Consider the following 19,109-nt stretch of genomic DNA (forward strand, 5'->3'; position numbering starts at 1 on the left):
CCAGGGCGGCCAGCAGGGCGATTTTCTTCATGTGGGTTCGCGGTGGGTGGGTGGCGGGGATCGCCGGTAAGCGGGCCGCGGGGGCGGCCCACGGGTTAGCCGAGGGAAACGCGCTTGGGGCGCGGCGGCGGGGCGTCGGGGCGGCCGGTGGTGCGGTCATTGGCGGCCCCGCCGATCGCCTGCAGCTTGTCGGAGAGGTCACGCACCAGCGCCTCCAGCTGCGCATTGCGCCGGTTGGTCGACTCGCAGTGCTGCTGCTGCCAGTGCCAGCCTTCGATCTCGCGCGCGCTGTAGCCGATGCCGGCGGGCGTGTAGAGCCGGTCGCCAAAAAACGAGAAGCCGCGCCAGTCATCGCCCATGCCGGGCAGCCGCCCCTCGCGCCAGATCCGCAGCAGCGCGAGCGCGGCGTGTGGAATGCGGACCTCGCCCTTGCGCCAGCGCAGCAGCGTGGTGCGGTGCACGCCCAGGATGGCGAGCGCCTGCTCGTGGCCGACGACCTTCACGGCGTAATCGCACAGGTCGCGCGCTTCCTCGCGGCTCGGGGGCTGGTGGTTCAGCATGGCATCCCCCCGGAAACGGACTGCACAACGGAGGCGTGCGGGCTGCACCATACCTTGTCATCGTGTAAGGGCCGGAAAGGTGCTGAGCGTAGGGAAAAGGCCGCGCGCGCGATGCCCCGAACAGCGCGGAAAAGGCCCCGCAGTTCAGGAAATTGGGATTTCAGGGGGCTTTCGCCTTTAGACCTAGGGAAAACCCCTAGTACGGTGGCGCACCCAGCCGGGACAAGGGGCGCGGCCCGATGATAGTTATGGAGAATCGCGGAGATTTTCCGATAGTTGCAAAGTTTTGCCGGTTGCTGCAGGATGCAGCCCATTGCGTAACAGTCGGCAACACGGGGTAACAGCAATGTCGATAATTTATGTTATGTAAAATAAAAAAACATCCCAGGCACACCTCCTGCGCCCACAAGCCTATGGCGTCACACAGGAGGATCCCATGACCTCCGCTCGGTCATCCCCGCAACCAGCCGCCGCTAACCCGCGCCAGGCACCCAGTCGTGCACAGCGCCTCGCTATCTGGCTCGGTTTGTCCGTTGTACCGCTGGTATGGCTATTTTCCAGTAGCGCACCGTATCCGCTGCCAACACAACGAGTGTGCTTGCCCGCAACACCCTCATCGAGCAATCAGCTCCCTCCCCGACGGCCACTCCCGCCACACATTTCAGAAGCGATCGATCACGCCGAACTGCACGCCGCGCACCGGCGCGCCCGGCCAGGAAGGCGGCAGGCCCGTCACGTTCGCGCCACGCAGCGTGAAGATCGCCTCTCCGTGGTTGCGCAGCCACCCTGCGCTCGCATATAGCAGCACGCGCTTAGAGAGGTCGTATTCGCAGGCGGCGCTGAACTGGTCGGCGTCGTTGTCTCCGCCCGAGCGGTCGCGCAGCCACGTGTAGCCGAGCGACGCGCGAAAACGCGCGGTGATGGCATAGCGCGCCGACACCGAGACGCCATCGTTGTGATAGAGCGGCGTGCCGCCGTTACCGTTGAAATACGCGAGATAGCCGGTCACCGGCCCGAATACGTACGACACCCCGCCGAGGTTCGCGCGCAACGCGCCCTCGCCGTTTTGCTGCTGGTGCGCATACGAAATGCGAAACGGCCCGTGGCGCCACTCGAACGTTTCGACCGTGCCGGCGAGCCCGTTGCCGTCCGTGCCGGGATCGCGCAGCGAGGCCATCAGCGTGGTCGAAAAACCGTAGATGTCGGGCGAGAGATATGTGATCGCATTGCTTTCGTAAGGCGTAATCTTGGAGAGGTTGTCGAGCCCCGAAGCGATGGTCCCCGCGCCGAAGGCGTCGAGTTGCCCCTTGAACGGGATGTAGATCGGCGAATACTGCCGGCCCACGCGCATCGTGCCCCAGGGCGTGCCCACGCCGATCCATGCCTGGCGGTTGAAGATCGTGTTGGCCACGGCGAAGGTGCCGTCGTTGGAGCCGAAGCCGTTTTCCAGCTCGAAAAGGATTCGGATGCCGTCGCCCAGATCTTCCGCGCCGCGCATGCCGAAACGCGAGCCGCGATACGCGCCCGAATCCATGCGCGCGACCCATCCCGCGCCGGGGTTGGTGACTTCGATGCTCGTATCGAGCGCCCCGTACAGCGTGACCGAGCTTTGCGCGTGTGCGCTCATCGTGTGCAACGTGCCGACCGACAAGAGCGCCCAGGCGAGCGCCGCGCGCAACGTTGGCTTCATGAAGGCAAGGCGAATCGGCCGCACGAGCGGCGCCGCGCATGCCTGCGATGCCGCTGGCACGCCCCGTGCACCGCGCCTCGCATCGAGAATCCGCAAGGCCCAGGCACGCCGAAAACGCCGGCCGCCCGAAAAGGCCGGGCGGCGCACGCGCCGCTCATTGTTGCGGCAACGCGTAGGCAATCACGTAGTCGCCGAGCTTCGTCCCGAACGAGCCGTGCCCGCCCGCCGCGATCACGACGAACTGGCGGCCGTTCACCGCGTACGTCATCGGCGTGGCCTGGCCGCCGGCAGGCAGCCGGGCCTGCCACAGCAGCGTGCCGTCGTTCACGTTGTACGCGCGCAGATAGTTGTCCGCGGTCGCGCCGATGAAGATGACGCCGCCCGCCGTCACCATCGGGCCGCCCAGCATCGGCATGCCCATCCTGAACGGCAATGGAAGCGGCGAGCTGTCGCGCACGGTGCCGATGCGCTTCTTCCAGACGATCTGGTTCGTCTTGAGATCGATCGCCGAGATGTAGCCCCACGCCGGCTGCTTGCACGGCAGGCCGAGCGGCGAGAGGAACGGGTTGAGCGTCACGCCGTAAGGCACGCCATATTGCGGCTGGATGCCCGCCTCCGTGCCGCTGCCCTTCGCGCCCGGCTGCGGCTCCATCGGGTTGCCCGGCCCGCGCGGAATCAGTCGCGAAACGAACGGCAGCGCGATCGGGTTCGCAACGGCAACCTGCCGGTCGGTGTCGATGGCAAGGCCGCCCCACTCGAACATGCCGAGGTTGCCCGGGAAAATGAGCGAGCCTTGCAACGAAGGCGGCGTGAACGTGCCTTCATAGCGCAGCTTGTGGAACATCACGCGGCATATGAGCTGGTCATACATCGTGGCGCCCCACATGTCGGCGTCGGTGAGGTTCTTCGACGGGCGGAACGTGAGCTGCGAGAACGGCTGCGTGGGCGAGACGTGATCGCCGGGCGCGGCGCCTTGCGGCACCGGCATCTCGGGCGCAGGCACGACGAGCGCGCCCGTGCGGCGGTCGAGCACGAACAGGTTGCCGGTTTTCGCGGGCGCGTAGACCACCGGCACTGTGTTGCCGTCCTTGTCGGTGATGTCGGCAAGCGTGGGCTGCGAGGGCTGGTCCATGTCCCAAAGGTCATGGTGGACCGTTTGATAGAACCACGCGATCTTGCCCGTCGAGGCGTGCAGTGCGAGCAGACCCGTCGCGTAGCGCTCCATGTCGGGCGTGCGGTCGCCGCCCCAGATGTCCGGCGTCTTCACGCCCATCGGCAGGTAGACGATATCGAGCTTCGGATCGTAGGCGGCCGGCGCCCATGAGTTCGGCGAGTTCCACGTGTAGTGCTCGCCCGGCCCCGGAATCTTGTTCGGGTCCGCCGCGCCCGGATCGAATACCCACAGCAGCTCGCCCGTGCGCACGTCGAAGCCGCGAATCACGCCCGAGGGCTCGCGCGTCGAGAAGTTGTCCTCGACTGCCCCCGTCACGACGATCACCTTGCCCGTGACGATGGGTGGCGAGGTGGGCTCGTACATGCCAGGCGTCGTCACCGGCATGGCGTGCTGCAGGTCGAGGTCGCCGTTGTCGCCGAAGCCCGCGCAACGCTCGCCCGTGAGTGCGTCGAGCGCATAGAGATGGCCGTCGTTGACGGGCAGCAGGATGCGGCGCGTGCAGGTGCCGTTCGTGCCGCTGGTGGCGGCCGCAGCGGCCGCTGTGGCGTCGCTCGCGGCAGGCGCCCCCGCCTGCGTATCCGCGGCGGGATCGCTTGCGGGCGCAGCGGCCTCGGCGCCCGAAGCGGCCGAAGCGGCCGAATCACCCGTCGCCACCGCGCTCGCCGAAAGGTCGATAAACGACACGCCCCGGCAGGTCACGTGCTGGAACGACGGATCAGCATGGAGCTTGGGATCGAACTTCCATTTGAGCTCGCCCGTCTGCGCGTCGAGCGCGAACAGGATCTGGTGCGGCGAGCATAGGTAAAGCAGGTCGCCGATCTTGATCGGCGTGACCTCGTTGGTGATCTCGACCGGATCGTTGGGCCCCTTCGTGTCGCCCGTGCGGAAGGCCCAGGCGAGCTGGAGGTTCTTCGCATTCTCGGGTGTGATCTGCTGCAGCGGCGAATAGCGTGTGCCTTGCTGGTCGCGGCCATAGGCGGGCCACTCGGAAGGCTGGATGCCGTTCGGGTTCGGCGCGACGGTGCCCGTGTAAGCAGACAGCGTGCCGTTGATCTGCTGCGGGTCGTTGAAGTGCGCATAGGCGAGCACCCCGCCCCACACTACGAGCCCGGCCAGGAGCGCGACCACGCCCGTCTTGCGCGGCCTCTCCAGATGCCAGCTCATGAGCACCAGCAGCCACACGCCGAAAATGACCAGCACGCCTGAGCGCGGCACGAGCGCCCACAAGTCGGGCCCCGACTCCCAGAGCCCCCAGACCGCCGTGCCGATCAGCACGAGCGCATAGAGCACGAACGACGCGGCGCTCGCCCGCCACAGCAGCCAGGCGACGACGAGCAGCGCGACGCCGGTCACGACGTAATACGCCGAGCCGCCGAGCGAAAGCAGCCACGCGCCGCCAACGAGCAGATAGATCGCGGTAAGCAGCGTGAACAGCACGGAAATGACGCCGATGACGCCCAGCGGTTTCGATTGTCTGGCCATGGTCTGAACCTTCCTCGAAAAGTACCGTCTGCGGTGGCGGGAAAAGCGTGGACTCAGAACACGTGCATCATGCCGACGTAGGCCCCCGTCTGCGATTCGCCGGGCAGCGGGCTCGTGGGCGTGCTCGAGTCGCGCGGCGTGGCGAACACCGAGAACGTGCCGTTGTGGCTGTTGTTCACATACGCGAGCGTGCCATAGAGAAACGTGCGCGCGCTCAGGTTGTACGTAGTGCCAAGCGCATAGAGCATGGCGTGGCTGGCGGGGTCGTGCGAGACGTCGCCTTCGCCCTCGCCCACGTGAATATAGAAGCCCGCGGCCGTCACGGCCCACTTCGGCGTGGCCTGATAGGTCGCGCCGAGCCAGTAATGATCGGCGGTATCGGATAGTCCCGGCGGCGTATCGGGCGCCGAATAATGTGTGTACGCAGCCTGGATCTTGAACTTCTGCACGCGCAGGTTCGCGCCCACGAAGTATTCGCGCGAGGCCGTGAAGATATTGGAGAAGCGTCCGTTCGAATCGCGCAATTCGTCATAGATGCCGCGCATGTCGAAGAGCGGCGAGTGATACGAAAGCATGATGCCGTCCGAGCGGCCGAATTCGCCTTCGGCACCGCTGTTGAAGGCGCCCGGCTGATTGCCGAATGCATACTGACCCTGCACGTCGAAGCCGTGCCACACGGGGCTGTGATATTCGACGTTGTTGCTCGTTTGCTGCCAGTTGCGCCCGCGCACGAGCGAAGCCGACGACACCGCCTGCTGCACGAACGGATCGAATTCCCATACGCCGTCGCTGTCGATGAAGAGATTGCGCCCGGCCTGCAGTTGCCCCCACGTCTCGTTCTTGAGGCCCACATACGCGCGGCGCGAGAAGAGGCGTCCGCCGCCCGTGGTGCCGTTCATGATCTGCAGCGCGGTTTCGAGGGTGAACAATGCAGCACTGCCGCCACCCAGGTCTTCGGTTCCCTTGAAGCCGAGCATGCTGGTGCCCCAGTCGCCGCCTTCGGCGCTCCAGCGAGTCGAACTGCCGCCGTTGCCGTTGGCGATGTGATTGACGTATTCGATGCCGCCGTCCACGCGGCCGTACATCGTGACACTCGTTTGTGCGCTGGCGGCCGAACTGGCGGCGAGCAGCGCCACAGCGCCCAGAGTCGTTTTCACGTCAACTCCTTCGTGGAGTCTTCTTTCGTAGTCCGGTCCATGCCGGGGCGAATAACGTGCAGACAAGCCGGCGCGCGAGCGCTCAACGCGCATCGGGACACAGGGCCCATGCCGGACGCATCACGCGCGAAAAAGGATAGCGCGTCGCGGAGAAGCCCGCTCTCTGGCTGAACGGCGGACGATGATCGGGCGCGCGAGCGCCAGAGTTGCAGCGATCGCGTAGCACGTTGCGTGCCGCGCCCTCCGGCATACCATGCGCCACGCATCGGTCTTGCGCCGCAAGGCTCGCCGCGCGCGGGAACGGGCGCTTTCAACGGACGATCGCCATGACCACCGCGCCGCTCGTCGTAATCGACTTTCAGAAGGGAATCGTCGGCACCGAACCGCTGCCCGGCGATGCGACAACGGTCACCGGCAACCTCAACTTTTCGCGCCCTAGCGTGAATCCTGCCGCGAATCCGCCTGCTCCAGGCGCTTCGCCGCATCGGCGCTGCCCGCCGGCTGCGCCGCCCTCATGGCATGGAAAACCGGCAAGCGCCAGCCGTAATAGAGCGAAGCAAGCCGCAATGCCACACAGGAAGTCACGGCCACCCATGGCGTCCAGAATGGCGACCAGCCCGCATACGTGAGCCCCACCTGGACGGCTGCGCCAAGCAGCGCCGCCGAGGCGTAGATCTCGCGCTCGAGAATGGCCGGCACGCGCGAGAGCAGCACGTCGCGCATCACGCCGCCGCCCACTGCGCTCACGATACCGAGCAGGATGGCCGGCTCCGCGCTCTGGCTGTACTCGAGCGCCTTCTGCGCGCCCGCGACGGCGAAGAGCCCGAGCCCGATCGCATCGAACAGCAGCACGGGATGACGCAGCCGCCGCACCTGCGGATAGGCCGCGATGGTCAGCGCCGCGGCCAGCACCGATACCGCGAGATAGGCCCAGTTCGCAAGCCCCACGGGCGGAACCGCGCCGATGCACAGATCGCGCACGATGCCGCCGCCGCAGGCCACCATGAAGCTCACGACGATGATGCCGAAGAGATCGAGCCGCCGCTGTCTGGCGGCCACGGCCCCGGAAATCGCAAACGCGAACGTGCCGATGAGATCGACGAGCGTATACGCCGTATGAGTGTTGATATGCGCGCCGACGTGCGCGCCCAGCTCTACGCTCACGCCGCCTCGCTTTCGCGGCCGAGCCACGCACCGGCTGCGCACAGCATCGCCTCGAGGCCCGTGCGCAGCGTGGGCTCGAGCACCGGCGCGAACATCGGCGAATGATTGCTCGGGATTTCGTTGAGCTTCTTCGCAGCCTGCGCTTTCACAAAGACTTCCGGGTCCGTGCCGCCGACGAACCAGAATGCGTACGGCACGCCCCATTCGCGGCCGAACACGCTGAAGTCTTCGCTGGCGGCGGCCGGCTGCGCCTCGTACGCACGCTCGCCGAACCACGCCTCGAAAGCCGTGCGCAAGCGCGCCGTGGTGGCCGCGTCGTTCACCGTGAGCGGGTAACTCGAGAGCGTCGTGAATTCCGGCTCGCGCGGCGCGTTCGAAGCCGCGCATTCCGCGCAGCAGATGCGGCGGATCGCGCCGAGCATGTATTCGCGCACGTCGTCGTCGAAGGTGCGCATGTTGAGCTTGAGCGTGGCGTCGTCGGGGATGATGTTTTCCTTCGTGCCCGCTTGCAGCGCCCCCACCGTGAGCACGGCGGTCTCGCTCGGCGCGATTTCGCGCGAGACGATCGTCTGCAGCCGCAGCGTGGTGGAAGCCGCCATGATGACCGGATCGATCGAGGTCTGCGGCTGCGAGCCGTGCGAGCCGCGCCCGAAGAGCTTCACCTTGAGGCTGTCGCCGGCCGAGAGAATCGCGCCGCTGCGATAGCCCACCGTGCCCGCCGGGCCCACCATCACATGCTGGCCGAGAATCACGTCGGGCTTCGGAAAGCGCGTCTTCATGCCGTCGTCCATCATGCTGCGCGCGCCGCGCCCCACTTCCTCGCCCGGCTGGAACACGGCAAGCAGCGTGCCGCTCCATGCGTCGCGATGCGCCGCCATGAGTTGCGCCACGCCAAGGAGCCAGGTCACGTGCATGTCGTGGCCGCACGCGTGCGCCACGCCCACCTGCGCGCCCTCTTCGTCCTTCGTCGTCACCGTGCTCGCATACGGCAGACCCGTGGCTTCGGTCACGGGCAGCGCGTCCATATCCGCGCGCAGCATCACGACGGGCCCCTCGCCGTTGCGCAGCATGGCCACGACGCCCGTCACGCCCACTTCGCGCGCGACCTCGTAGCCGAGCTTTTCCATGCGCTCCGCGACGAGCGACGCGGTGCGGAACTCCTGCATCGACAGTTCGGGATGCTGGTGCAGGTCCCTGTAGATCGATTCGAGTTCGGGCAACAGCGCGCCGATGGCGGGCGTCAGTGTTTCGACCAGATTCGGCATTGACATCTCCTTGTGGTCAACTTTCCTATGGACAACTTTCAGGCTTACACGGACGGACCGCGATTTCAGCCGCCTTCGATCAGGCTCTGCGCGAGCTTGGCGAGCAGTTGGTCTAGCGTCTGGCGCTCGCGATCGGTAAGCACGGCGGCAAGCTCGGATTCGAGCTTCGAACCCGCTTTTTCCGATGCATTCGCCACTTTCACGCCCTCGGGCGTGGCGCGCAGCGCGACGCTGCGCCGGTCCGCCACGTGCGTGCCACGTGCGATCAAGCCGCGCGATTCGAGCTCCGCGAGCGTTTTCGAGAGCAGCGTCTTTTCGATGAGTGCGCACTGCGACACCGCTTTGGGCGTGATGCCGGGCTCGGCGCGGATGATGCGCAGCACGCGCATGGCGCGCACGTCGAGATCCCAGCGCTCGCGATAGACCGCGTTGGCGCGCTCCATCAGGAGAGCGCTGGTCTGATCGAGCCTGAACGTGAGGAAATCGGAGTACAAACGCGCGCTCCCAGGGTGCCACGACCCACTTGGCGGCCGGCCACCCGGCAACTGAGCGCCAGTATAGTCAAATAGTTGAAAATTTCAACTATTTGGACAAGGGAAGGTTCGTGGGGATGTGCGAATGCGACTGCGCGGCGGGCCTCCACTCGAATGGAGAGCCGCCGCGCAGGAGGCCGTAGCGGGCGGGGTCAGATGCCCGCCCGCAAGAAGGCTGGACCGGCCAACGAAATCAGCCGGCGTTAGCTGCCCGAAGGCATTTAGAACGCGTGGCGCATGCCCACCGTGACGGCGACCTGCGTATCGTTCGACGACGGCGAGAGCGTGTTGATCATCGCGTGCGAGAGCACGGAGTCGGCCGGCGCGCCGTGCACGTTCTGATACACGCCTTCCAGATAGAAGTCGGTGCGCTTGCTGACGGCGTAATCCGTCTGCAGCATGGCCGTGTTCCAGCCCGGCGCCGAGCCGTTGTACGCGCCGTGCGTGTACGTGTAAGCGCCCGAGACCGTCCATGCCGGCGTAAGCGCGTATTTCACGTTGACTTCGTAGTTGTCCAGACGCAGCGAACCGGCGAGCGAGCCGGCGGAGTCGTCGTTCGCGCCGAGATAGGTGCCCGTGCCGAACGAGAACACGCCCGCGACGTTGTCGATTTGCGTGTGGCTCCAGACGAGGCCCACCGTGGCCGGACCATACGTGTAGTTGCCGCCGAGCGACCAGACGCGCTGACGCTCCGAGAGGAAGTTCGCGCTCGTGTCGCCGGTGGTGACCGCGCCGCTGCCGGCGCCTGCGTTGTTGAACTGCAGGTAGCCGGCTGCGAGGTTCACCGGGCCCTGGTTGTACGCAAGCGCGAAGCCGTAAGAGCGGTTGTTCGCGAAGTCACCGGCCTTGTTGCTGAACGAGTACATCGTCTCGACCGTCACGCCGTGCCACGCCGGGCTCGCGTACTTGACGGAGTTGTTGACGACCACCGAGTTCGCCGCGAGGTTGTCGTTCTCGAACGGGTGCGCCGCGATATTGCCGCCCCACGTGTTGGACCCGGCCGTGAGCGGGCCCACGAGGTCGTTCATCACGTCGAACTGGCGGCCGAACGTGAGCGTCCCGTACGGGTCGCTTTGCAGGCCGACCCAGGCCTGCGAGCCAAAAGCGCTGCCCGAGAAGGCCTGGGCGCCGTTGTTCAGCAGGAAGCCTTGCTCGAGCTTGAAGACCGTATGCAGGCCGCCACCCAGATCCTCCGATCCCTTCAGGCCGAACACCGTGTTCTGCGTGGAGCTGGTGTTCATTTGCCAGTTGCTGTGGCCGAACTGGTTGTTCGTGTAGACGATGCCGGTATCGATCAGGCCGTAGAGGGTCACGCTGCTTTGCGCGTGCGCCGAGATGGCGAAAGCGCTGAAGAGTGCCGCGGCGATTAGCGATTTTTTCATGTTTGTAGACTCCGGGTTTAAGCGGTGGGTTAGTGCATCGAATTCAGGCAGCCGGCACCATCGAAGTGCAGGTCATACACGCGCATTCCATTTCGGTGCAGATTTCAAAAGCCAAAGAATAGCCGCCGACGATTATTGCGGGTTACGCAATTCATCGGTGTTGAAAATGCAATGACAGAATGGAAGTTCCGCGACGAGTGGCGGCTCGAAACGAACACCCGCATCATAGGGTGTCGAAAATAAAAATGGTGTTGAAAATACGGCGGCGTGGCGTCAATGGCACAACCGCTTCGGACGGGCCTCGACGCTCGCCACGGAATGTGCCGTGTGCGAATACCGCGAATCGGTTATTAACTCTCGCATGCAATTCACAGGCGGCGAAATTTGTGAATCGAAGAAAAATTACACAACGCTTTCAGCCTGGCGCATTAAAGGCGATGAGAAACACCGAATATCCGTCGTGACCAATGCGGCGGAAATCAGCTCTCCGGATGCGTTTGATTCTTCCTCGTCGCGCTTGATCTTTCTAATGCGGGACCTGATGTCTTATATCAAAGCCATTCGAAATAAGCCCGGCCTTGACGCGTTCACGCAGCGGACGCGCCTGTCCCCGCCGCCACAGTTAATTTTGCATTCCTGTTAATTTTGAAAATTGTCCGCCTGATCCGGCTTATCGCCAGGAGATGCGAAGGCGCCGCTCACAAGGCAGCAGGCTTGCTCTGACATGTCTCCAGCTGAAGAACATTGCCGAACTGCCGCGTAATGCCCGTCATCTTGTGCGTGATGAGGAGCACGCTTCGGCCGTCCATCAGCTTCGTAATGGCGGACATGAGCGCCTGCTCGGTAACCGTGTCCAGCCCCTCCGTGGGTTCGTCCAAAACGAGAACAGGCGCATCGCGCAACAGGGCGCGCGCAATGGCGAGCCGCCGGGCCTGCCCACCGGAGAGCCGCGTGCCTGCCTCCCCGATTTGCGTGTCGTAACCCTGCGGCAGGCTGCAGATGAAATCGTGCAACTGGACATCGCGGCACGCCGCTTCCAGACGTGCCTGATCGGCGTGCGGACGGGCGATCAGCAAATTGGCCCGGATCGTGTCGTTGAAGAGGTACGCGTCCTGCGAGACGACTGCGATTCGCTCGCGCACGGCTTCGGCAGCGCAATCGCGCAAATCGACGCCGTTCAGTTCGATGCGTCCAGCCGAATATTCGCGCATGCGCAACAGGAGTTCGACCAGCGTGCTCTTTCCTGCCCCGCTCGCCCCCACGATCGCAATCCGGCCACCGGCAGGGAGGTGGAACGAAACATCGCGCAGCACCCACGGAAGCGCTTCGTCGTAACGGAATCCCAGATTGCTGACGACCAGATCGCTCCCGTCCGGTATGGGCTGCGGCTGCGGCGGGTCCTGCACGTCTGGTTTCGCATCCACCAGATCGAAAATCCGGCGCGCCGCGGCAAGACTCTCCCCCAAAAGCTGCAAGGCGGTGGAGATGGGCATGACCGCCTCGAAACTCGCGAGCACCAGCAAAGCCAGCATGGCGCAATCCGCGGGTGCAAGCGTGGAAGCCGTCACACCCGGAATGACGAGCAGCAACGCGAACCACATCGCGCCGGAGGCACACACGGCAAGCGCGCCTTGAGAGACTCCCCTCGCGCGGCTGAGTCGTTCCTGCTGCCCGACCAGTTGCGTCGAGAGCTGATCGACCCGTTGAGCGTAAGCGGCCGCCGCGCCGTAAACCTGCAGCTCCGCGAGGCCCTGCAGGTTGTCCACCACGGCCTCTTGCAGCTCTGCGCGCAGGGCGACACCTGCACTCGCCGGCTCGCGCGTCCAGACGAGGGCCAGCCAGGGCAGCGCGACACCCGCCAGCAGCAGGAACAGCAGCGCGACCGCCGCAACCGGACCACTGAAAGCAGCAGCCACGGCAACGATGACGAGTATCCCCACGCCCCCCGTCGCCACGGGTACGAGCGTGCGCAGATAGAGATTGCTGAGGCTGTCGATGTCGGACTGGATGCGCGTGACGAGATCCGCTGCGCGAACGCGTTCGAGGCCCGCAGGCGCGAGCGGTTCGATGCGAACGTAGAACCACACGCGCAAGCGGGCGAGCAGCCGGAATGTCGCCTCGTGGGTGACGAGACGCTCGGCGTAGCGCCCGCCCGTGCGGACGATCGCGCACGCGCGGATCAACGCGGCCGGCGTGAAATAGTCGAAGGCGACCTGCGTCACGCCCGCCAGCGCCATCGATGCGATGAACCATCCGGAAATGGCCATCAGCGCGACGTTTGCGAGCACGGTCGCGAGCGAGAGCGCGGCGCCGGCCGCCATCCACTGCCAATAAGGGCGAAAGAGCGCCATGAGGCGCATCAGATCCGCCCATGTGCTCGCGCGCGCTTGCCTCGTGGAACGCGCGCTGTCAGCCGGTATTTTCATGACCGGACCTCGTCGCGCTCATCGGCCCGTTCATCGGCCCGCTCGTCTGCGAGCTCATCCAACCCGGCAATTCCGGCCTCGACAAGCCGCCGGTACACACCTTCATTCGCCAGAAGCTGCTCGTGCGAGCCAGACTGCACAGCCTTGCCCTGCTCCATCACTACAATGGTATCCGCAAGCGCCGCCGTGCTCATGCGGTGTGCGATCAGCAGCACCGTTCGGCCTGTTGCGAGACGCCGCAACGCATCGTGAATTCTCGCCTGGGTTTCGTTGTCGAGGCTCGCGGTGGGTTCGTCGAGCAGCAGGACAGGCGCGTTCCTCAGAAAAGCGCGCGCCAGCGCGAGCCGCTGGATCTGCCCGCCGGAAAGCCCGGCCCCACGCTCGCCGAGCTGGGTGTCGTAGCCGTGCGGGAGCGCCTCGATGAACTCGTCCGCGCCGGCGTCTGTCGCGGCTGCGCGCACGGCTGCGAAGTCCGCATCCGGGCGTGCAATGCGCAGATTCTCCAGCACCGTGCCCGCGAAAACGTGCGCGCGCTGCGGCACCCACGCGACGCGCGATCGCCAGTCGTCGAGATCGGTCTCGTCGAGAGGTTGCCCGTTGACCGCCAGGGTTCCAGCCGTGGCGGGCGCGAACCCGAGCAGGAGGTTGAGGACGGTGCTCTTGCCCGCGCCGCTGTGACCGACGAGTGCCGTCATGCGGCCCGCTTCGGCCACGAGATTCAGACCGTCGAGCGCCGGGCGCCCCGACGACCAGACATGGGAGACGTTGTCGAAACGGATCGTATAGCCGCTCGCGGCCGGCACCGGTGCGCGCGCCGTGCTTTCGGCCGGCGTGGGCAGCGCGAGGATGTCCATGACGCGCTCCGCCGCGGCGATCGCGTCGAGCCGTTCGTGATAGTGGCTGCCGAGCGTGCGTAGCGGCAGGTAGAACTCGGGCGCGAGCAGCAGCACGAACAGCCCGCGCAGCAGCGGGATTTTTCCGTAGAAAAGATGAAAGCCCACCAGCACCGCAACCACGGCGATGCTGAGCGTCGCGAGAAACTCCAGCACGACCGACGAAAGGAATGCAATGCGCAGCACCTTCATCGTGCTGCTGCGATACGCCTCGGACAGCCGCGCCACGACGAGCGCCTCGCGCCGACCGGCATTGAAAAGGCGCAGCGTCGTAATACCCTGGAGCGAGTCGAGAAAGCGCGCGCCCAGCACACTCAGCAGCTTCCACTGGCGCCGGTTGGCCTCGGCCGCGCCTTTGCCGAGCAGGATCATGAAGAGCGGGATCAACGGTGCGCTCAGCACGAGGACCACGCCCGAGGTCAGGTCGACGGGAAATACCGCCATCAGGATCGCGGCGGGCAACAGCACGGTCAAAGCCCGCCCGGGCAGCCAACGCGCGTAGTAGCCCTCCAACGCCTCGATCCCCTGCACGAGGTGCGTGGCCAACGCCCCGCTCGCCTCGCCGCGCAGCCACATGGGCCCGAGCGCCTGCATCTTGCGCAGCAGTTCGGCACGCAACGTGAGGCGCATCGAAGCCGCGCCCCGGAAGGCCGAGCGCTCCGCCAGCCGGATCACGACGAAGCGCAGCGCAATCACCGGCAGCATGCCTGCCAGCGCCGGCCAGACCCTTCCGAGGCCGGCGCCGTCGATCACCACGGCGCTCAATATCCACGCGAGCAAGCCCGCCTGCACCATCACGAGCATGCCCGCCGCCAGCCCGAACGACACCACCCAGGCCACGCCGCCACGAATGGCCTGAGCGCGACCCGCGAGCCAGCGGTCGATGACTTTTCTGAATTGGGTGTCTGGACTGGACATGCTTGAATACCACGCGGCGAGCGCTCAGGTTTCTTCCTTTTCCTGCGTGTCGAAGAGAACCCCGCCGGCCACGGCGAACAGAACGATCATCGCCGTGCCGATCAGCCACGAGAAATACCAGGCGCCATAGTCGCCAATCACCACGCCGAGCACGATGGCAATCACGGCAGCGGCCATGAATATCAGAAAGTGTCGCAATGTTCTCATCACTGACTCCCATTAATACGCGTGCGGATTCGATTCGACGTGTTCCGCCTTCACCTTGCCGCGCATCACATAGAACGCCCAGCTGGTGTAGGCGACGACCGCCGGCATGAACACGACCGTCCAGCCGGTCATCCACATGAGCGTATAGCGGCTCGAAACGGCATTCCAGACCGTGAGGCTTTGCGACGGATCGCTCGACGACGGCATGAGGAACGGGAACAGGCTCACGCCCGCCGTGCCGATCACGCCGATCCATGCGAGCGCGCCGAGCCACCACGCGAGCGTCGAGCGGCCGGCGCGAATGGCCAGCAGGCCGAACAGCATGCCCACGTAGCCAAGAGCCGGCACGAGCCACAGCACCCGGTGAGCGTGGTAGTTGTCGAACCATGCGCCTTCGGCCATCGTGACGCTCTGCTGCAGCGGGGTCTGCGCGACGCCCGGCAGCGGGGCGTGTTCGATCCGGTAGCCTTGCAGATGACTCACCCAGATGCCGCCGACAGTAAAGAGCACGATCGCGACGAGGCCGCCCACCGTTGCCGCACGCCTTGCACGGTCCCAGAGCGCGCCGCGCGCAGTGCGGCCCATCAGCATCGCGCCGCCCATCCATACCGAAAGCGAAAGCGAGAGCACGCCGCACATCACCGCGAAGGGGTTCAGCAGGCTCAGAAAGCTGCCGGTGTAGTACGAGGTCAGGTCCCAGCTGAAGTGGAACGGCACACCCATCAGCATGTTGCCCATGCCGGCGCCGTACACGACCATCGGCACCGCGCCGCTCACGACGAGCGTCCAGTCCCAGGCGTTGCGCCACGCGGGCGAAGACAGCTTGCTGCGATATTCGAAGCCGAGCGGCCGCACGATCATCGTCCAGAGCAACAGCAGCATGACGATGTAGAGCCCCGAAAATGCCGTGGCGTAGATCAGCGGAAAGGCGGCGAATATCGCGCCCCCGCCGAGAATGAACCACACCTGGTTGCCGTCCCAGTGAGGCGCGATCGTATTCAGGGCGATGCGCCGCTCCGTGTCGGTGCGGCCCACGTAGCGCAGCATCGCGCCCACGCCCATGTCCATGCCCACCATGATTGCGAGCCCCATCAACAGCACGCCGAGGAGCAACCACCAGAGCACCTTGAAGACGAGATAGAGTTCCATCAATGCTCCTTTTCGGTCGTGAGGACCAGTGCGGCAAGTTCCGGATCCGTTGTGGTGCTGTCCTCCTGCGCATGATGGCTCTGCGGACCCTTGCGGATCGCGCGGACCATCAGATAGACCTCCACGGCGGCGAATACCGTATAGAGCAGGACGAAGCCCACGAGCGAGAAGATCATGTAGCCCACGCTATGCGTCGACGCGGACATCCAGGTTGGCAGCAGGCCGAACACGGCCCATGGCTGGCGCCCCACCTCCGCCGTCACCCAGCCCATCTCGCAGGCAATGAAGGGAATCGGGATCATCCACGGCGCGATCTTCAGGAACCAGCGTTGACGCGCAACGTCGCCCCGCAGCGAAAGGATCACCGAAATCACGAAGTACGCGAGCATCAGCAAGCCGCACGCGACCATCACGCGGAACACCCAGAAGATCGTGAACACGTTCGGGATCGCATCCTTCGATGCGCGCGCGATGTCCTCGTCCGTTGCGTTCGCAACGTCCTGATCCTTCGCATAGCGCTTCACGAGGAAGCCATAGCCGAGGTCGTCCTTATGGGCGTTGAACTGCGAGAGCGCGGCGGCGTTGGCCGGATCGGCGCTCAGCACCTTGAGCGCATTCACGGCGGGAATGCCGTTCCTGATGCGCGCTGCGGCATCGGCTTCGATACGGTCGATGCCGGGAACGATTGTGTCGAACGTATGCGTGAGGAGCGGCGTCAGCACATAGGGGATCTGGATGCTCCACGCGTTGCGCTGCTCGCCCTGGTCAGGCCACGCCGCGATGTTGAAAGGCGCCGGGGCCTGCTCCGTCTGCCACATGGCCTCCATGGCGGCGAGCTTCGAGGGTTGGGCGTGGCCGCCCACGAAGCCCAGCGCGTCGCCAAGCGTGATGACGCCCGCAACCGATAGCACTCCGAACAGACTCGCCATGCGGAACGAGCGCCTGGCGATCTCCATATGGCGCCCGCGCAGCATGTAATACGCGCTGATGCCCGTCACGAAGATGGCGGCCGTGACATAACCCGCGATGCTGGTGTGGACGAATTTCGTCTGGGCATCTTCGCTGAAGATGAGCGCCGCGAGGCTCGTCAGCTCCATGCGCATGGTGACCGGGTTGAACGCCGCGCCCAGCGGGTTCTGCATGAAGCCGTTCGCCACCAGAATCCAGAGCGCCGAGAAGTTCGAACCCAGCGCGACGAGGTAGGTGACGGTCAGATGCTGTGCTTTCGACAGGCGGCTCCATCCGAACGCCATCAGGCCGACGAACGTCGACTCCATGAAGAACGCCATCAGGCCTTCGATCGCCAGCGGCGCGCCGAAGATATCGCCCACGAAACCCGAATAGAACGACCAGTTGGTGCCGAACTCGAACTCCATGGTGAGGCCGGTCGCGACGCCAAGTGCGAAATTGATGAGAAACAACCCGCTCCAGAACTGGGTGATCTCCCGGTAGATCTTTTTCCCCGTGATGACATAAACCGTCTCCATCACCGCCAGAAGGAAGCTAAGCCCGAGCGTCAGGGGGACGAAGAGAAAGTGATAGAGCGCAGTGGCGGCGAATTGAAGCCGCGACAGCTCGACCACGGTATCGTTGATCATGAAATGCTCCGCTATAAGCAAAACGAGCCGAATCCCGGTGCCTGCATACGAAGGACGAACTAAGCCGCCGGCGCGCCATCCCTGCCCGAGGCTGGGCGCCCGACATCCCGATAATCGCAATGACAGACCCGGCCGAGGTGCCTGGGGGACGCAAATACGCCGCACCTCGATAATTTCAAATTCTACTTAATTAAGTAAATTATCCGGGATGGATTTCGTGCGACGGAACGACACACAGAGAGAAATTTACGGCCAATGATCGCGAAACTAGCGGACGCCGATTGTTCTAATAGTTTGTCTGTTTCGTAATATATGAACTACCATGCCGATGGCGCCTCCCTGAAAGCCACACGGGTAGACTTGCGGCAGACAGGAAACGACCATGAACGACACCGTTACCCCCGCCCGCCCGCTGCGCATCGGCGACCCCGCGCCGGAGTTCCGTGCGAGAACGACTTGCGGCGAGCGCTCGCTCGCCGACTACCGCGGCAGCTGGCTGCTTCTGTTCGCCCACCCTGCCGACTTCACGCCCGTGTGTACGAGCGAGTTCATCAGTTTTGCGAAAGCGCAAGACCAGTTCGACGCACTCGGCTGCAAACTGCTGGGCATCTCGATAGACAGCCTCTACTCGCATCTCGCCTGGTTGCGCGACATTCGCGAAAGGTTCGGCGTATCGGTGACGTTTCCCATCATCGAAGATCCGTCGATGGCCATTGCGACCGCCTACGGCATGCTCGATCCGGTCGCGCCCGATACCGCGGCAATCAGGGCGAGCTATGTGATCGATCCGCAAGGCGTGATCCGTGCGATCACGTGGTATCCCCTGAACGTGGGGCGCTCGGTTGCGGAGCAGCTTCGGTTCCTGCGGGCCGTGCAGACCGCGGACGCCAGCGGCGCTTCGACGCCGGAAGGGTGGCAGGAAGGAATGCCGCTGCTCGAACTCGCCCCGACCTCGCTCGAAGCCGCGCTGGATAGCGGACAGGACGGCGCGGCCTGGTATTTCCGTCAGCGGGATTCGCGATGAAAACCGCGGCCGCCGACTTCGAGGCGCTCAAGGAGCTTGCCAACGAGGCCGCGGAGCTCATGCGCGTGCTCGGCAATGCGAACCGGCTTCAGCTGCTCTGCCAGATCGCGCAAGGGGAGCGCTCCGTGGGGCAACTGGAAGAACAACTCGACATCAAGCAGCCCACGCTTTCCCAGCAGCTTGCCGAGCTTCGCAAAGCGGGGCTGGTTCAGACGCGCAGGGAGTCGAGGTCCATCCTGTATTCGCTGGGCGACGGCCCCGTGCGCGCCGTTCTCGATATGCTGCTCGTGGCGTTCGGCATCAAGCTGCCTGCGCAAGGCGCGCCGGACGCTTCTGCTGAGCCGGCCCCGGCCTCGCCGCCGCCCGCGCTTGGCGACGCCGCACGGTTCGCGCATCTGGGCAAGTGAGGGTGCCTGGACTGCACCAGGGGCCGGGGCCAGCCGGCATCCGGCCATGTGCCTCGAGTCCCGATACCCTGCACGCTCTT

The 19,109-nt window shown here is 65.0% G+C and carries 16 protein-coding genes; 3 read left to right on the forward strand and 13 right to left on the reverse strand.

Translation table 11 applies throughout. The features are described 5' to 3' along the window. Positions 1–95: 95 nt before the first annotated feature. The 8 genes from VMJ11_RS33885 to VMJ11_RS33920 all read right to left on the reverse strand — a co-directional run bounded on the left by VMJ11_RS33885 (position 96) and on the right by VMJ11_RS33920 (position 10,407). Positions 96–560, reverse strand: a complete 465-nt coding sequence (locus VMJ11_RS33885; RefSeq protein WP_325625554.1) for a DUF3653 domain-containing protein — start codon at positions 558–560, stop codon at positions 96–98. Between the two features lie 661 nt (positions 561–1,221). Then, positions 1,222–2,250, reverse strand: a complete 1,029-nt coding sequence (locus tag VMJ11_RS33890) for a porin (protein ID WP_414694561.1) — start codon at positions 2,248–2,250, stop codon at positions 1,222–1,224. 154 nt (positions 2,251–2,404) lie between these two features. Beyond that, the gene (locus VMJ11_RS33895; RefSeq protein ID WP_325625556.1) at positions 2,405–4,906 is read right to left on the reverse strand and encodes a glucose/quinate/shikimate family membrane-bound PQQ-dependent dehydrogenase; all 2,502 of its coding nucleotides are present in this window, start codon (positions 4,904–4,906) and stop codon (positions 2,405–2,407) included. Positions 4,907–4,959: 53 nt separating this feature from the next. Continuing rightward, entirely contained in the window at positions 4,960–6,063 is a 1,104-nt protein-coding gene (locus tag VMJ11_RS33900; protein ID WP_325625557.1) for a porin, read from the reverse strand. A 435-nt stretch (positions 6,064–6,498) separates the two neighbouring features. Further along, positions 6,499–7,191, reverse strand: a complete 693-nt coding sequence (locus VMJ11_RS33905; RefSeq protein ID WP_325625590.1) for a trimeric intracellular cation channel family protein — start codon at positions 7,189–7,191, stop codon at positions 6,499–6,501. Positions 7,192–7,223: 32 nt separating this feature from the next. Then, the gene (locus VMJ11_RS33910; RefSeq protein WP_325625558.1) at positions 7,224–8,492 is read right to left on the reverse strand and encodes a M20 family metallopeptidase; all 1,269 of its coding nucleotides are present in this window, start codon (positions 8,490–8,492) and stop codon (positions 7,224–7,226) included. A 65-nt stretch (positions 8,493–8,557) separates the two neighbouring features. Further along, complete coding sequence (locus VMJ11_RS33915) at positions 8,558–8,986, reverse strand: MarR family winged helix-turn-helix transcriptional regulator (RefSeq protein WP_325625560.1); 429 nt, start codon at positions 8,984–8,986, stop codon at positions 8,558–8,560. A gap of 260 nt (positions 8,987–9,246) precedes the next feature. Next, on the reverse strand, positions 9,247–10,407 hold the full coding sequence (locus VMJ11_RS33920; protein WP_325625561.1) for a porin: 1,161 nt from the start codon (positions 10,405–10,407) through the stop codon (positions 9,247–9,249). Positions 10,408–10,732: 325 nt separating this feature from the next. Here VMJ11_RS33920 and VMJ11_RS33925 point away from each other — a divergent pair, with 325 nt between their 5' ends. Further along, positions 10,733–11,050, forward strand: a complete 318-nt coding sequence (locus VMJ11_RS33925) for a hypothetical protein (protein ID WP_325625562.1) — start codon at positions 10,733–10,735, stop codon at positions 11,048–11,050. A 55-nt stretch (positions 11,051–11,105) separates the two neighbouring features. Here the strand turns inward: VMJ11_RS33925 and cydC are convergent, their stop codons facing one another. From cydC to VMJ11_RS33950, 5 genes are read right to left on the reverse strand one after another with little or no spacing between them, the layout of a single operon-like run. Further along, entirely contained in the window at positions 11,106–12,833 is a 1,728-nt protein-coding gene (gene cydC / locus VMJ11_RS33930; protein ID WP_325625564.1) for a thiol reductant ABC exporter subunit CydC, read from the reverse strand. Next, positions 12,830–14,644 carry a thiol reductant ABC exporter subunit CydD gene (gene cydD / locus VMJ11_RS33935; protein WP_325625565.1) on the reverse strand — a complete coding sequence of 605 codons (1,815 nt, stop codon included), beginning with the start codon at positions 14,642–14,644 and terminating at the stop codon, positions 12,830–12,832. Before cydD ends, cydC begins: the two co-directional genes overlap by 4 nt. Before the next feature lie 24 nt (positions 14,645–14,668). Next, positions 14,669–14,851 carry a hypothetical protein gene (locus VMJ11_RS33940; protein ID WP_325625566.1) on the reverse strand — a complete coding sequence of 61 codons (183 nt, stop codon included), beginning with the start codon at positions 14,849–14,851 and terminating at the stop codon, positions 14,669–14,671. A gap of 12 nt (positions 14,852–14,863) precedes the next feature. Next, the gene (cydB, locus tag VMJ11_RS33945) at positions 14,864–16,000 is read right to left on the reverse strand and encodes a cytochrome d ubiquinol oxidase subunit II (protein ID WP_325625568.1); all 1,137 of its coding nucleotides are present in this window, start codon (positions 15,998–16,000) and stop codon (positions 14,864–14,866) included. Further along, positions 16,000–17,598 (reverse strand): cytochrome ubiquinol oxidase subunit I, encoded by a 1,599-nt coding sequence (locus VMJ11_RS33950; protein ID WP_325625569.1) that lies wholly within the window; start codon positions 17,596–17,598, stop codon positions 16,000–16,002. Before VMJ11_RS33950 ends, cydB begins: the two co-directional genes overlap by 1 nt. Before the next feature lie 382 nt (positions 17,599–17,980). Between VMJ11_RS33950 and VMJ11_RS33955 the strand changes: the two genes are divergently transcribed. Together VMJ11_RS33955 and VMJ11_RS33960 are read left to right on the forward strand one after the other, a co-directional pair. Next, on the forward strand, positions 17,981–18,622 hold the full coding sequence (locus VMJ11_RS33955; RefSeq protein ID WP_325625571.1) for a peroxiredoxin: 642 nt from the start codon (positions 17,981–17,983) through the stop codon (positions 18,620–18,622). Further along, entirely contained in the window at positions 18,619–19,029 is a 411-nt protein-coding gene (locus VMJ11_RS33960; RefSeq protein WP_325625573.1) for a metalloregulator ArsR/SmtB family transcription factor, read from the forward strand. The genes VMJ11_RS33955 and VMJ11_RS33960 overlap by 4 nt, the downstream gene beginning before the upstream one ends. The last annotated feature ends 80 nt before the right edge of the window (positions 19,030–19,109 follow it).

Origin of the sequence: Paraburkholderia sp., from assembly GCF_035501035.1 — a bacterium.
GTDB lineage: Bacteria > Pseudomonadota > Gammaproteobacteria > Burkholderiales > Burkholderiaceae > Paraburkholderia.

Excerpts from the sequence above, each read along its gene's own strand:
- VMJ11_RS33885 (WP_325625554.1), bottom strand. The coding sequence starts at position 560 with ATGCTGAACCACCAGCCCCCGAGCCGCGAGGAAGCGCGCGACCTGTGC.
- VMJ11_RS33890 (WP_414694561.1), bottom strand. The coding sequence starts at position 2,250 with ATGAAGCCAACGTTGCGCGCGGCGCTCGCCTGGGCGCTCTTGTCGGTC.
- VMJ11_RS33895 (WP_325625556.1), bottom strand. The coding sequence starts at position 4,906 with ATGGCCAGACAATCGAAACCGCTGGGCGTCATCGGCGTCATTTCCGTG.
- VMJ11_RS33910 (WP_325625558.1), bottom strand. The coding sequence starts at position 8,492 with ATGCCGAATCTGGTCGAAACACTGACGCCCGCCATCGGCGCGCTGTTG.
- VMJ11_RS33920 (WP_325625561.1), bottom strand. The coding sequence starts at position 10,407 with ATGAAAAAATCGCTAATCGCCGCGGCACTCTTCAGCGCTTTCGCCATC.
- cydC (WP_325625564.1), bottom strand. The coding sequence starts at position 12,833 with ATGAAAATACCGGCTGACAGCGCGCGTTCCACGAGGCAAGCGCGCGCG.
- cydD (WP_325625565.1), bottom strand. The coding sequence starts at position 14,644 with ATGTCCAGTCCAGACACCCAATTCAGAAAAGTCATCGACCGCTGGCTC.
- VMJ11_RS33940 (WP_325625566.1), bottom strand. The coding sequence starts at position 14,851 with ATGAGAACATTGCGACACTTTCTGATATTCATGGCCGCTGCCGTGATT.
- cydB (WP_325625568.1), bottom strand. The coding sequence starts at position 16,000 with ATGGAACTCTATCTCGTCTTCAAGGTGCTCTGGTGGTTGCTCCTCGGC.
- VMJ11_RS33950 (WP_325625569.1), bottom strand. The coding sequence starts at position 17,598 with ATGATCAACGATACCGTGGTCGAGCTGTCGCGGCTTCAATTCGCCGCC.
- VMJ11_RS33955 (WP_325625571.1), top strand. The coding sequence starts at position 17,981 with ATGAACGACACCGTTACCCCCGCCCGCCCGCTGCGCATCGGCGACCCC.
- VMJ11_RS33960 (WP_325625573.1), top strand. The coding sequence starts at position 18,619 with ATGAAAACCGCGGCCGCCGACTTCGAGGCGCTCAAGGAGCTTGCCAAC.